This is a genomic window from Costertonia aggregata, from assembly GCF_013402795.1.
Classification (GTDB): domain Bacteria; phylum Bacteroidota; class Bacteroidia; order Flavobacteriales; family Flavobacteriaceae; genus Costertonia; species Costertonia aggregata.
In genome coordinates this window covers 1,825,738-1,839,228 of the sequence record NZ_CP058595.1, presented here as the reverse complement: position 1 = coordinate 1,839,228, position 13,491 = coordinate 1,825,738, and the positions used below count along the sequence as shown (strand labels likewise).

Sequence of the window (13,491 nt, the reverse complement as noted above, 5' to 3'; positions counted from 1 at the left end):
CTTTGTTGAAAGACCTTGAGTGTCGAAGTTAAAATAAGTATTTTCCCTGTAGAAATTTTTAAGATGAACCGTATACTCCTGCATTTTCTTTTATGGACAGTTTACTTTACCATGTCAACGGTACTTAAGGCGAACAACCTTGATTTTTGGTATGCCCTTCGCCATACGTTGGCCATGGCACCCATTTTGATACTACATTATTATGCCTATGGACATTTGGCCGTAAACCAATATTTGGAGAAAAAAAAATATGTGTACTTTTTCGTGACATCCATCATTTTCTTTATCTTTTTTTTTAGTGTTAAAATGTATTTCGTAGTGCCCGATTTTGAGAAATACTACGCATTGATTCCCGGTAGTGCCGCAAACAAGGAAGCCCGTGTCGTAAGCGTAACACTTATGCTTGCAATGCTGGTGAGCACGATTTTCCACATTCTAGAAAATCGTATTGAACGGGATAAGCGAACACAGTTGTTGTTAAACGAGCATAACGAGGCCCAATTAATGTATTTAAAAGCACAGATCAACCCCCATTTTTTGTTCAACGCATTGAACAACATTTATTCGCTCACCGTTGTCAAGTCGGACAAAGCACCAAAAATGGTACTCAATCTAGCCGATTTACTGCGATATAGTATCTATGAAGGTCAAAAAGAGAAGGTTTTTATCAATGATGAGATACGACATATAAAAAAGTATTTGGAACTCTACCGATCAACGCAAGAGAAACCTATAACGATTGAATTTGAAGTGTTGGGTGACATCTCGAATCAAAAAATAGAGCCTATGATGTTGCTCCCTATTGTTGAGAACTGTATCAAACACGGTGATTTTGCAACTAATCCGGAGGCCTATGCGAAGATAATTCTAGAAGTTCGGGATAATGGCCTTCGTTTTACCACCATCAATTCAACGAGCAAAGCCAACGTACAAAAAGATACCGTAGGCGGTGTTGGGCTGGAGAACATTAAAAAAAGATTGGGGCTTAAATATCCCAATAGGCACACTTTTAGCGTTATGGACAATGGAAACGAATTCGAGGTCTTACTTAATATCCAAAAATTGGAAAATCTATGAGCGTGATTAAAGTCTTATTGGTAGACGATGAATTTTTAGCACTGAACCTACTCGAGAATTATGTTGAACAAATTCCGGGCCTTGAAATAATGGACAAGGTAAAATGCCCCTTAGCTGCCATTGATATCTTGAACCAAGGGAAAACGGACCTATTGTTCCTAGACATACAAATGCCAACGTTAAGCGGTATAAATTTATTGAAGACCCTTAAGAACAAACCGGTGACCATATTCACCACGGCCTATTCGGAACATGCCGTGGAGGCTTTTGGACTAGATGCAGTCGATTATTTGCTAAAACCTTTTTCCTTTGAACGGTTTCTGCAAGCAGTCAATAAGGCAAAGGAGCAATTGAAAAAATATCATCTTGAAGTTTCGCACATCGGTAAAAATACCGTGAACGCAAACGAAGGTTTTCTTTCTATAAAAGCAGATTCAAAATTGATCAAAGTACTACACAGGGACATCATGTTTGTGGAAGGTCTAAAAGAATATGTGCGTATCATAACCGCAGAGGAAGGCTTTGTAACGCTTATGAGCCTCAAGGAACTTGAGGATATATTGCCGCAAGATAAATTCATGCGCTGTCATAAATCCTACATCGTAAACGTCACCAAGGTCAAATCGGTAGAGGGAAATCTTCTACATTTAGGAAATCGCAAGGTTACTGTCAGTAGAGATAAAAAATCGGAAATAGTACAGCGGATTTTCGGATAAATTCAAAATCAGTAATACTGTTCTGTTTATAAGTGTTTTCTAGCGAACTTTTATGTAGCGTAAAAATCGAGTGCATTTACGAGAAATGTATATTTATGTCTTGAATAACAATAGTTTATAGAGTAATAAGATAAGTTATTACTTGATTACCTAATCCTTAAAAACAGCGGTTCGAGCGAGGTTGATGAGCAAATCGTCATCTTCCTTTAAAATGCGTTTGGTACGCAAATACCTGTTTTTGTTGAATTCGTCATAATTGGTCGCACTTTCGTCCATGCTACTTATACGTACCATTTCAGATGCGTGTATAAACTCATTATCACCGATCCACATACCTACATGAACTACTTTTTCTTTGGTTGAATCTGTGGCTTTTTTACCAAAAAAGAGTAGGTCTCCCCGCTGTAGGTTTTCAAAATTCTTTGTAGAATCAATTGGTTTACCTGCATGCACTTGTTGTGAAGCATCCCTAGGTATAACCATCCCGTTTAAAAAATAAACGGTCTTAGTATATCCGCTACAATCCATTCCCTTGGTTGATGTACCGCCCCACAAGTAGGGTACGCCCATCAATTTTTTTGAGGTTTCCACCAAAGCATCAGGATTGGGGTTCAAATTGTTCAACCATGCGTCATATTCTTGGGATTCATCTTTGGCAACATAGGCCTGCCGACCATCTGGATACTGCACAATATAAAATTTATCGGCATACTTTAAAACCGACAAAATATTTCCTGCGACCAAATCCGATACCACATTATCATTATTGGGACCGGTATACGAATGCCCATAGGTTTTGGTATAGATTATTTTATCGGCAGATTTCCAATCGTTCATCTGTCGTGCCGTCATGGGAGTGATGCCGCCCGCGTCTACCCAAGCTAAATACTTATCCGGGGTTTGTATATAAAACCAATCCCCTACTTTCTTCAATATTTTCACAGGTGTCCCCAACGTAGCTTGTGTGGCCAACTCTGCCGAATGTTTTGGGTTGCTTCTTAGATTTGCCACTGAAATTCGTATTAGTCCGCTCGTTTTATCCCCTAAATCAACTGATGGTAAAAGCTGAATGCTATCTACGAAAGATATGTTTTCGGCTAAGAGCCGGTCCTTCAAAAAGGTTACCGCTTTGGGCATATCGCTTTCCCCTTTCAAAATATACCCTTTTTCGTTCTCCACTACATCAATAGAAAAAACAGCAACACGTTTATCGGGAGCAAAATCTGCTTTTACCTGCTCTATTATGGTTTGTACTACATTCACTTTTTTTGGACTACCATTTTCGCAGCCTAAAAGAGCAAATGTCAGTAAAAGAAGGTAACTATGCTTTAAACTCATATGATTATCTTTTGTGTAAAAATACAATATCCTTTTAGGTATTGATGATAAACCGGCAGGACCAATAAATTTAATTAATTTAGCATGCTATGAAAAAACTGAAGGTCATAGAACTATTTGCGGGTGTTGGCGGTTTTCGTTTGGGGCTTGAAAAAAGCGGGGACTACGAAGTGGTTTGGAGCAACCAATGGGAGCCAAGTACAAAGACCCAACATGCATCAATGGTATACGAAGCCCGGTTTGGAGATGAAAACCACAGCAATCAAGATATTTCCGAAGTACCAACTTCAGAAATTCCGGATGCCGATGTTTTGGTAGGCGGTTTTCCTTGTCAGGATTATTCGGTCGCTACTACCCTTCAAAATTCAAAAGGGCTCATTGGTAAAAAAGGGGTGTTATGGTGGAGTATTCATCGTATTCTTTCCCAAAAAAAGAACCCTCCCAAATATCTCTTTTTAGAAAATGTAGACCGTCTTCTCAAATCACCATCAAACCAGCGGGGGCGAGATTTTGCCATTATGCTCAAAAGTATGGACGAGCTCGGCTATGCCGTGGAATGGCGAATTGTAAATGCTGCCGACTATGGGATGCCCCAACGTAGAAGGCGTATTTTTTTCCTGGGTTATCATAAATCTACCCAAGCATATCAATCTATAAAAAAGGATGATGCCTTGGACTGGATGCTTTTATCGGGTACCATTGCCAACGCGTTTCCAGTAGCGAACCCATCAACGAAAATAGCATCTTTTACTATTGAACAAGACCTTGTGCAACTTTCCAAGGAATTCAACACCGGTAAAAAATTATCCCCCTTTGAAAACACAGGTGTTTTTATTGACAGGAAAGTACATACCCTAAAAACAAGCCCAAATTATGAGGGCAAAAAAACGGTTTTGGGCGATATTCTCCTTAACGGTGAAGTTACCGATGATTTCTATATTTCTGATATCGATTTTCCCAAATGGGAGTACTTAAAGGGAGCAAAAAAAGAGAGACGCACGGCAAAAAACGGATTTACCTATAACTACAGTGAAGGTAGCATGGTTTTTCCCGATGCTTTGGATAACGCCTCGCGTACCATCATTACAGGTGAAGGGGGCAAAAGCCCCTCTAGGTTCAAACATGTGGTGCAGACCAAAAAAGGTCTACGGCGATTAACACCGGTCGAGTTGGAAAGACTTAACATGTTCCCGGACAACCACACCCAACTCAAAGGGATAAGCGATACCAAACGTGCCTTTTTTATGGGTAATGCGCTAGTAGTCGGGGTGGTGGAGCGGCTCGGGAAATCACTCTTTGAAAAAATCAATTCCAAACCCTAGTGGACAATAAAAGCAGTTTTAAATCAGACTTGGAAAAAGAGCAAAAACTGGCACTTTTGTTAGACACATACTATAAGGAAAACCTAAACCATTATACTTTTGAACGGGTTTCGGATATTGCACAACAACTTGCAGGGATAGATGTAATCTTTAAAAACAGTGCTACCCAACAATCCTATTATTTGGACGAAAAGGCACAATTGGACTATGTGAACGAGGACCTCCCTACTTTTGCTTTTGAACTATGTTATCAAAAAAATGGAAAGGTGAAGGAAGGATGGCTTTTTGATACGGCCAAAAAAACAGATTTTTATGCGTTGGTCACGGGTATTTATTCCGATGCGCCCAATACATTTACCTCATGTAAAATTACTTTTGTAAACCGTAAAAAGTTGATTGGTTTTCTAAAAAACCGAAATATTGACAAAAGCGTATTGGATGAATACTTAACTACATATGAGGGCGAACAAGGTAAAATAGAATTGAGGGAACTAAAAGCAAAAACCGAAGGGTATCTCTATTTTTCCAACCTGAACAAAGTTGAAAAACCCATCAACCTCATCTTACGGTTAGAGTTTTTATTGACAAACGGGCTGGCGAAAAGATTGGTTTAGTCCATCTTAACAAAATAGGTCGGTATGAACGGCACTTCAATTCTCTTGACCAGCTCACCATCAGTAGAAATCATAAGAACTCCACCGTCTCTTAAATTTGTAGTATTTGAAATTCCGTAACCAATAAGAAACAAATCGGTCGCCGGATCATAACCTTGGGAAATAAGGGTTATCCTTTCCCCGATTTCCATTTCTATCTGGTCCACGATACGTATCATATCCACAACCGTTTTAATATCGGTATCAAAATCGAACAAAGCAGGCCCAAAAATTATCGGGGATGGTTGGGAATATGCGTTGGAGTAATACAGTTTATCATCCACTACCCTGCCTTCCAAGGGGCCGGCGGAGAAAATTTGGTTCAACGAAATATTTTTCTGCTCCTTAATCTCCAATGTGTTTATATCATACATGTCGTATTGGGTGTCATTCCCGTTATCGCTCGTCAACACGATAACATCGCCAGCATCATCAATGCCGAGACTTGGCGCCCTATTTTGATATGATAACTGTTTTATGACCGAGTTGGTACCGGTGTCAATGACACTTATTTCAAAGTTGCCCAATCCGTTCTGATAGATGACGAACAGTTTCTCGTCTTTATACAAAGGCTGAAATGTGGTTTGGATGTCGTTTTCCAAAAATATATCCTGTGTACCACCCGTATCAAGGTCAATGGTCCTTACCCCCAAATTTCGGGAGCCATCCGGGGTATAGGTCCCGATAAAGGCTTTATCCGTTGTATTGGTACCCCATAAAATGGCACGTTCGGGCACGTCGCTATAAAAATTCTCGGAGACTTTTACGGCTCCCGTAATCACATTGCGTTGGGTCAGCGTAAAATTACCGTTCGAGAAATTAAAAAAAGACAATACCCCGTTCAACTCGCGCAATGTAAGATAACCTCTTGCAATATCCGCCTCTTGGGAAAGGTCGGTTAAACTACCATTCCCTTGATTTGCATTGAAAACATACTCATATACGTTTTCCGCATCTTCCCCAATAACCGTAAAATTTGCGATACGTTCATTTTGCGGCCCGTTTTTATCGTTAGCATTGTCTTTTGAACATGCAGATGACAGTAAGATATAAAATAGAAGAGTAGCCCTGGAAATCCATTTCATCGCAGTTTTTTATTAAATCTACGTAAAATAGATGAAAAAATCTGTTTTGAAGTCCGCTTTTGGTACCCAGCGGTTTCTGTATTTGTTTGTATATTGAAAACAATAAACGTATACCATGCTGCACAAAATCAATCTAGAACATATTTTGTTTTTGGATATTGAAACTGTTCCCGAAAGTGAACGTTTTGACCAATTGGATGATGCCAAACAAGAGCTTTGGGAACAAAAATCCCAATACCAGCGCAAGGATGAGTTTTCTGCCGAAGAATTTTACGACCGTGCCGGCATTTGGGCCGAGTTTGGAAAAATAATATGTATATCCGGAGGATATTTTCATTTGAAGGGAGATATGAGGACATTTCGTACCACTACGTTTTACGGAGAGGAGTCCCAACTTTTAAAAGAGTTCAAAAAATTACTGGACTCACATTTTAACCAGCCCAAACACTTGTTGTGCGGACATAATGGCAAAGAATTTGATTTTCCCTATATAGCCCGTAGAATGATTGTTCATGGCATACCATTACCATATAAGCTAAATCTTTTTGGGAAAAAGCCTTGGGAAATCCCGCATTTGGATACTATGGAGCTCTGGAAATTCGGGGATTACAAGCATTATACTTCCTTAAAGTTATTGGCCAATATTCTGGGGATTCCGTCACCCAAACAAGATATTGATGGCAGTATGGTGCGGCAGGTGTATTATGAAGACAACGATTTGGACAGAATCATCAACTATTGTGAATTGGATGTCGTGACCACGGCCCAAGTTTTTCTAAGGCTTAGGAACGACGATTTGTTGGATGAGAGCGAAATAAAAAAAGTGTAGTGCGTACACAGGTGCTGATTATACTTTTAATTACGAATATATGCTTTGGGCAATAGGATAGGTTTCCTATTCGTTGCACAAACACTATTACGGAAAATACCGACAAGCATCTACAACATTATTGAAAGACGAGGATGTAAAGTACTTGGATAAAGCAAAGCTTGCCATCATGTGAAACGAAATTTTTGCACGCTACGGCTATATGTTTATTCCCGATCTTGAAAAACAGCATATTAAGTTGATACATAAGCTAGAATAAACACGCCCTTTAAGCAATAACCTTAAAGGGCGTATTCTTATGTATATATAAGGTTTGGGGGGACTACGAACTGTATGTTAGTTTTTATAGAATTTTGTGCTTTTTACGCCTTCCAGACTTTGTATCGAAAGAATATATAGTCCTGATGATAAATCGGATACATTAATCTCAGCATTCTTGGCATTGCCCTTTTTTACGGTTACCCCAGCCATTGTGATGATATTATACTGGGCTATATCAGATATATTGCCTTCTAACCTAATCTGCTCAACTGCGGGGTTGGGATAAACGCTAAAAGCAAGTTCATCATCAATAGAGAAGGTTTCGTTCTCAATAATATTATCCGATACGGTTTCTGCACCGTTGAATATGAACGATACCGTTTCTGAATATTCTGAACCTATATTTTCGGTACAGATGGTACGTAAACGAACTTCGTATGTATTACCTATCTCTAAACCTTGCAGGTTGATACTGTTTTCGTTGACGTACGATGTATTCCAACTATTTTCGGTATCGGTCTTGTATTGAACCTCAAAAATAGCATCTTCCATTGGTTCCCATTCCAACGGAACGATGCTATTCGTAGGTTCCACAATCTGAATATATTCTGGGGTATCGGCAGAACATCCCGTTACGGCGATACCGGTCAGAATTATTGTAAAATCTTGTTTTTGGTCAAGTAATTTACCTTTATGGCTTACTGTAATCGTGTACGTTCCCGAGGCATTGGTAACGTCTATTCTCTCAAAGGGATCTACTGTATTATCTCCAGTGATTGCATCTGAAGAAGCCTGTGCAGCGTTCAATTTCCATGGGAAATAGGTTTTGCCATCTTTGGTGATCCTAATATCCAAGTCATTGGTCAAAGCAGCTTTGGTATCGTTTAAAACACCCCTGTTCACATATTCCCCAGCAGCATCTGTCCATGAGATAGAAGCACTCATCAATTGATTTTTTGAAGCATTTACGGTAATCGAATACGTTTCGCCTTCTTTCAAGGTTTCCTCTGATATCAACGCGCTAAAATCCTTATCGGTCAACGCCTCAGCTGCTTTTTTCGTGTTCATGATACCCCATCCCATTTTGTAATCGGGACCTGGTGCATTAACATCATCGGCAGTATGCAATGCGAGGCCTTTTAATGTCGCAGCTTTCATAAAAGATCCGTATAATTTTTCGTGGTATTGCTGCAACAATAATAAAGATCCCGAAATGCCCGGTGCAGCTATTGAAGTTCCCGTACAGGCCATATATGCTGAATTTCCCGATGAATTTGCCGTATACATACTATTTCCACTACCGGCCAAATCTGGCTTTATCCTACCATCATCAATAGGTCCTAAGCTACTATAGGTAGCTACCGTTGCGTCTTTAATGCTACCGCTATTGTTCATTTGTGTGTCTGCGGCAGCCACTACGATTCCGTTTTTAGAGGTATTGAACCCCAACAACAAATCAAAACCGTCTGTATTTTTTCCATAGACCGGAGTGTCGTTATCCCTTTTCTTTTGAGAGTTGCCAGCTGCGGTAACCATTAAATAATAAGGGGCATTGTACATGATGTTGTCCCAATCTTGCGAAACTTTGATGTAAGAGCCAAAATACCAATCGGGCACACGACTCGTTTGAATTCCGTAAGAGTGATTGGATATCAATAGTCCATTCGCCGCCGCTTCACTTACCTCGATTTTATCCCTTCGCCAATCTCCTGTAATGGCATTGGCCTTGTGGGCAACACCTTGAGCTTTTCTCTTTACACCAGAAGATACCAAGGCACCGGTTACCATTGTGGCATGCGATTCTATCTTGCTGTTTGTATCCAATATGTTTACCCTGTTCCCAAATTCTTGATGTGATGTTAGGGCGATACCTGCATCCCACACACCAATGTTCATACCCTCACCATGTACGCCTAGATCCAAGGCACCTCCATAATATAAGGTATTGGCTCTGGAAACGGTACTGACCTTATCAGTCAATGTGGTATAGTAAAGTGGAGTCCCATCCGGGCCTACTTCCTGTAGTTCAACGTAACCGCCATCAGTCAATCTTTCCGAAATTTTCCAATTATTGGCGGTAGCAAGTCGCAACATTTGTTTTTGAGCGGTTTGGTGCTCTTTTTCCATTTTAGATGTGATTGACAGCATTTTGGAAGATTGATAAGATGCTGTAATTTTCTGTTTTTGCAATTTGGATTGACCAAAAGATAACACACCGCAAAAAAGCAGAAACGGCAAAATATATTTAACCCTATTGGGAGTAGGTGTTTTGTAATTCATAGCAAGTAGGTTATTCTGATTTGGATTACAAACATATCAACAAAACAAATAAAATCGTTTAAAAACACAATTTATTCGATAAAATACATATATATTTTCGACAAACTGCATATTTTTGCATTTTATCGATATTTTAGAAGTGATTTCTTACATGTCTTGCTAGGTTGAGTGTTTATAAATTCACCTATCGATTCAAGAATTATATTTTAATTGTATATACACCGGAAAGTGATCACTGTACCCGCCTATATACTTTCTTCCTGCGTATGTCCTGTAGGGCGTGCCTTTATATTTACCTTTAAACTCTGTCAGTGACGCTTTGCTGAAAATATCGGAACGGGCAAAACTATGGGTGTGTTTTTCATAGTTCAAAAAATTATGTGATATCAATATTTGGTCAAAAAGCATCCACTTGCCTTTATAATTGGCACTTCCTTTATCGGGCGTCAATAACTTTTCCATAGGGTTGTATAAACTCCCCGTTTTCATTAATTCCTGTATGCTCGGCGATGTTGGCCCATCATTAAAATCGCCCATAATAATATAGTTTGGTTCTGTTTGGGTTTTTTCAATGCGTGTCATCTTGCGTATTAATGTCTTGGCCGCTTCAATGCGTTTGTAGTCCGTTGCGTCCTCACCATCCCTTCTGGAGGGCCAATGGTTCACAAAAATATGGGTTTCCTCACCGTTCAACCTTCCGTATACGTACAATATATCCCTAGTGGTATCCCTTTCTCCGTTTGGGTTGTCCACAAATAAGGTAATAGGCTCAGAGGCCAATACTTCAAAATTACTTTTAAGGTAGACCAATGCGGTATCTATGCCCCGCTCATCGGGGGAATCATAATGCACAATGCCGTAATCAATCTCTTTAAGCGGTTCGGCACTTACTAAGTCTTGCACTACTTTTCTATTTTCCACTTCGGCGACACCGATCAAAACCGGGGTGGTTCTTGATGATTCAATACCAATTTCAGAAATAGTCTTTGCCAGTTTGTATAATTTTCTCTTGTAACGTTTAGTAGACCATCTCTTGAATCCCTCAGGGGTAAAATCATCATCTAAAGTGTTGGGATTATCTTTGGTGTCAAAAAGATTTTCAAGATTATAAAAAGCGATGGTATGTAGGTCATCCTTCTTTTTTCGTCTAAAAAGTGGAAAAAGCATACGGTATCTTTTTATACGGTCATTAAAAATACCTAAAATAGCACTGTTCTATTGTTTAAATTTGCACTTTATACAATATATGTTAGAGAAAAAGGCAATTACTTATGAAAAATCTGTATTGATAGGCGTTATCAATAGGGAACAGGATGAGGAAAAGGTAAGGGAATATTTGGACGAACTTGAATTTCTTACTTATACTGCGGGTGGTGAAGTATATAAACGCTTTGTGCAACGAATGGATGTTCCCAATCCCAAAACCTTGATAGGTAGTGGTAAAATGCAGGAGGTGGAAGCTTATGTAGAGGAAAACGAAATAGGTTCGGTCATTTTTGATGACGAGCTCACCCCGGCCCAACAGAGGAATATAGAAAAGCAATTGCGCTGTAAAATCATTGACCGTACCAGCCTTATATTGGATATTTTTGCCCAACGCGCCCAAACCAGTTATGCCCGCACCCAGGTAGAACTGGCACAATATGAATATTTGTTGCCAAGGTTAACTGGTCTGTGGACCCACTTGGAGCGCCAAAAAGGGGGCATTGGTATGCGTGGGCCCGGCGAAACCGAAATCGAGACCGATAGGCGAATCGTACGTGACCGCATCTCATTATTAAAGAAAAAGTTACTGAAAATAGACCGTCAAATGGAAACCCAACGCGGTAACCGTGGTGCTTTGGTGCGCGTAGCTCTAGTGGGCTATACCAACGTGGGCAAATCCACTTTGATGAACGTTATCAGCAAAAGCGATGTATTTGCGGAGAACAAGCTTTTTGCTACCTTGGACACTACAGTGCGAAAAGTGGTCATTGGCAACTTGCCTTTTTTATTGAGCGACACCGTTGGTTTCATAAGAAAATTACCGACGCAATTGGTAGAAAGCTTTAAAAGCACCTTGGATGAGGTTCGTGAAGCCGATTTATTACTTCATGTTGTAGATATCTCACATCCTCAGTTCGAGGAACAAATAGCGTCAGTTAACCAAATTCTTTCCGAAATAAAAAGCGCGGACAAAAACACTATTATGGTCTTTAATAAAATAGACCAATATGAAAATGAAACCATTGACGAAGATGATCTGGTTACCGAACGCTCCTCAAAACATTTTACCATAGCTGATTGGAAAAAAACATGGATGCAGCGTGTGGGCGATAATGCACTATTTATATCCGCTTTGAACAAAGAGAACCTAGATGATTTTAGAAAAAGGGTGTATGACGAGGTACGCGATATTCATGTAACCCGTTTCCCGTACAACAACTTTCTTTATCCCGAGCATTTGGACGAGTATTAGATCGTACTGCTTATTTTAAGACGGGCTAAAGCATTTTCTATAACGGCCTTTGCTTCTGTATCGCCAATAGGGTATGAATATCGTATGTCTAAAATGTGGTTGTCCTTAAAATAGGTTTGACCCTCAAAATATACCCTATTACCTTTCTCGTTTTTATTGATGTATATTTTCCGGTTGCTTTCAAAACCATGGGGGTATTCTAAAATTGAGGTAAATGTTTTTTCGCCCATTTCATTTGGGTATTCCTGCTCACTAAAGTCGGTTTCTTTTTTGCTAAAGGCTAGTTTTACTTCTCCAAGTGGCCCTTCGTAAGCAAATAAATAGTCAACATCCGTATCTTTTGACCTTATTTCCTCAAACTTGGTATTTGCCAGTTTTACACTTAGATCACTCAGGAGAAAATATCTTTTATTTGAAAAAATATGTGCGTACGGATCTTTCCAAAAAGTTTTAGGTTCTGGGTTTACCTCTAAATCTTCCGGCTTTACAATATCCCATTCATGTAATTTCAATTGTAGTGTGCGATTGACCTCTTTAATTTTGGAAACCGCCTTTTGCTTATTGACTTCCTCACAAGGGAAAGCCACCTGAAATACCATATTCTTCTTTTGGCAAAAAGCCATACAATAGGTAATATAATTGGTTCGCACCCAATATATGCCTGACTTAACATTTTTGCCATTGTTCGTGGCTTTCGTTTCTTTCAATGTTGCACGATACGATTCGTTAATGGCATTAACTCCCGAAAAAGCGACATTGCCCATTTCCGAATACGATTCATTAACAAATAATTCTTCATCATGGGTCAATAATGTAACGTGTACAAAAGACTCTCCTCTTTTATCATCTTTAAAAAACATACGGGTTTTTTGGTACACATCTTCTGTATTGTTCAAAGTACCATCTTCCTTTTTATAGTTGCCGATAAATGGAAACAATTGTTCTTCATTGGTGGTCAGGACCGCCTTACCGTCCTCAGTTTTAGTGGGGTCCCATTTGCCATTGAAAGGAGCTTCCTCAATCCAAGCTTTGAGATTGTCTCCTTTTAATTTCTCAATCTCGGGGTCCCAAACATAGTCTGCATAAAGTTTGGGTGTATTCTCACATGAAATACATGCTACAATGATCAAGAAAATACTTGTAATGCTTTTTATATTTATACCGGATTTCATTTACTTGTTTGTGTGGATAGCTTGCAAATATTATCTAAAAATATGAAGCTGCATCCCCTATTTTCAGTGAAATTTTAAAATTTAAGAACACCCTTATGTTAATATAGTTGCCTTTTTAAGATTTTTCACAACAGAAAAAAGAACGTTCACAACATAAATTACCTTTTCCGGCATTTGAAACATATTTTTATTCTGTAATTAAGTATTAGGGTTTGTCCCAAATCAAGAGCTAAACTTGATCTTTAAGTGTGAAACCCCAAGTCTCCACTTTTTCCTAACAAAGCTAAGCGCTGACCAAAT

11 protein-coding genes are annotated in these 13,491 nt (G+C 39.3%); 6 read left to right on the top strand and 5 right to left on the bottom strand.

Translation table 11 applies throughout. The features are described from left to right. The first annotated feature begins 63 nt into the window (after nt 1-63). Together HYG79_RS08440 and HYG79_RS08435 are read left to right on the top strand one after the other, a co-directional pair. Nucleotides 64-1,077, top strand: coding sequence for a sensor histidine kinase (locus tag HYG79_RS08440; RefSeq protein WP_179241662.1), 1,014 nt, complete (start codon nt 64-66; stop codon nt 1,075-1,077). Beyond that, nucleotides 1,074-1,793, top strand: coding sequence for a LytR/AlgR family response regulator transcription factor (locus HYG79_RS08435; RefSeq protein ID WP_179241661.1), 720 nt, complete (start codon nt 1,074-1,076; stop codon nt 1,791-1,793). Before HYG79_RS08440 ends, HYG79_RS08435 begins: the two co-directional genes overlap by 4 nt. A 150-nt stretch (nt 1,794-1,943) precedes the next feature. Here the strand turns inward: HYG79_RS08435 and HYG79_RS08430 are convergent, their stop codons facing one another. After that, a complete protein-coding gene (locus HYG79_RS08430) occupies nt 1,944-3,131 on the bottom strand; it encodes a C40 family peptidase (RefSeq protein WP_179241660.1) in 1,188 nt (395 codons plus the stop codon). A gap of 89 nt (nt 3,132-3,220) precedes the next feature. On the opposite strand from HYG79_RS08430, the gene dcm reads away from it, so the two are divergent. After that, nucleotides 3,221-4,453: a DNA (cytosine-5-)-methyltransferase gene (dcm, locus tag HYG79_RS08425; RefSeq protein WP_179241659.1), complete on the top strand. Its 1,233-nt coding sequence runs from the start codon at nt 3,221-3,223 to the stop codon at nt 4,451-4,453. Continuing rightward, entirely contained in the window at nt 4,453-5,067 is a 615-nt protein-coding gene (locus HYG79_RS08420) for a hypothetical protein (RefSeq protein ID WP_179241658.1), read from the top strand. Before dcm ends, HYG79_RS08420 begins: the two co-directional genes overlap by 1 nt. Here the strand turns inward: HYG79_RS08420 and HYG79_RS08415 are convergent. After that, on the bottom strand, nt 5,064-6,191 hold the full coding sequence (locus HYG79_RS08415) for a hypothetical protein (RefSeq protein ID WP_179241657.1): 1,128 nt from the start codon (nt 6,189-6,191) through the stop codon (nt 5,064-5,066). The genes HYG79_RS08420 and HYG79_RS08415 overlap by 4 nt on opposite strands. A gap of 115 nt (nt 6,192-6,306) precedes the next feature. On the opposite strand from HYG79_RS08415, the gene HYG79_RS08410 reads away from it, so the two are divergent. Next, nucleotides 6,307-7,020 (top strand): 3'-5' exonuclease, encoded by a 714-nt coding sequence (locus tag HYG79_RS08410; RefSeq protein WP_179241656.1) that lies wholly within the window; start codon nt 6,307-6,309, stop codon nt 7,018-7,020. A gap of 336 nt (nt 7,021-7,356) precedes the next feature. Here the strand turns inward: HYG79_RS08410 and HYG79_RS08405 are convergent, their stop codons facing one another. After that, nucleotides 7,357-9,429, bottom strand: a complete 2,073-nt coding sequence (locus HYG79_RS08405) for a S8 family serine peptidase (RefSeq protein ID WP_228027967.1) — start codon at nt 9,427-9,429, stop codon at nt 7,357-7,359. 324 nt (nt 9,430-9,753) lie between these two features. Next, complete coding sequence (locus tag HYG79_RS08400) at nt 9,754-10,728, bottom strand: endonuclease/exonuclease/phosphatase family protein (RefSeq protein ID WP_179241654.1); 975 nt, start codon at nt 10,726-10,728, stop codon at nt 9,754-9,756. Between the two features lie 79 nt (nt 10,729-10,807). Here HYG79_RS08400 and hflX point away from each other — a divergent pair, with 79 nt between their 5' ends. After that, a complete protein-coding gene (gene hflX / locus HYG79_RS08395; protein WP_179241653.1) occupies nt 10,808-12,019 on the top strand; it encodes a GTPase HflX in 1,212 nt (403 codons plus the stop codon). On the opposite strand, the gene HYG79_RS08390 is transcribed toward hflX, so the two are convergent. Continuing rightward, nucleotides 12,016-13,191 (bottom strand): hypothetical protein, encoded by a 1,176-nt coding sequence (locus HYG79_RS08390; RefSeq protein WP_179241652.1) that lies wholly within the window; start codon nt 13,189-13,191, stop codon nt 12,016-12,018. The genes hflX and HYG79_RS08390 overlap by 4 nt on opposite strands. Nucleotides 13,192-13,491 lie beyond the last annotated feature (300 nt).

Excerpts from the sequence above, each read along its gene's own strand:
- HYG79_RS08440 (WP_179241662.1), top strand. The coding sequence starts at position 64 with ATGAACCGTATACTCCTGCATTTTCTTTTATGGACAGTTTACTTTACC.
- HYG79_RS08435 (WP_179241661.1), top strand. The coding sequence starts at position 1,074 with ATGAGCGTGATTAAAGTCTTATTGGTAGACGATGAATTTTTAGCACTG.
- HYG79_RS08430 (WP_179241660.1), bottom strand. The coding sequence starts at position 3,131 with ATGAGTTTAAAGCATAGTTACCTTCTTTTACTGACATTTGCTCTTTTA.
- dcm (WP_179241659.1), top strand. The coding sequence starts at position 3,221 with ATGAAAAAACTGAAGGTCATAGAACTATTTGCGGGTGTTGGCGGTTTT.
- HYG79_RS08415 (WP_179241657.1), bottom strand. The coding sequence starts at position 6,191 with ATGAAATGGATTTCCAGGGCTACTCTTCTATTTTATATCTTACTGTCA.
- HYG79_RS08410 (WP_179241656.1), top strand. The coding sequence starts at position 6,307 with ATGCTGCACAAAATCAATCTAGAACATATTTTGTTTTTGGATATTGAA.
- HYG79_RS08405 (WP_228027967.1), bottom strand. The coding sequence starts at position 9,429 with ATGCTGTCAATCACATCTAAAATGGAAAAAGAGCACCAAACCGCTCAA.
- HYG79_RS08400 (WP_179241654.1), bottom strand. The coding sequence starts at position 10,728 with ATGCTTTTTCCACTTTTTAGACGAAAAAAGAAGGATGACCTACATACC.
- hflX (WP_179241653.1), top strand. The coding sequence starts at position 10,808 with ATGTTAGAGAAAAAGGCAATTACTTATGAAAAATCTGTATTGATAGGC.
- HYG79_RS08390 (WP_179241652.1), bottom strand. The coding sequence starts at position 13,191 with ATGAAATCCGGTATAAATATAAAAAGCATTACAAGTATTTTCTTGATC.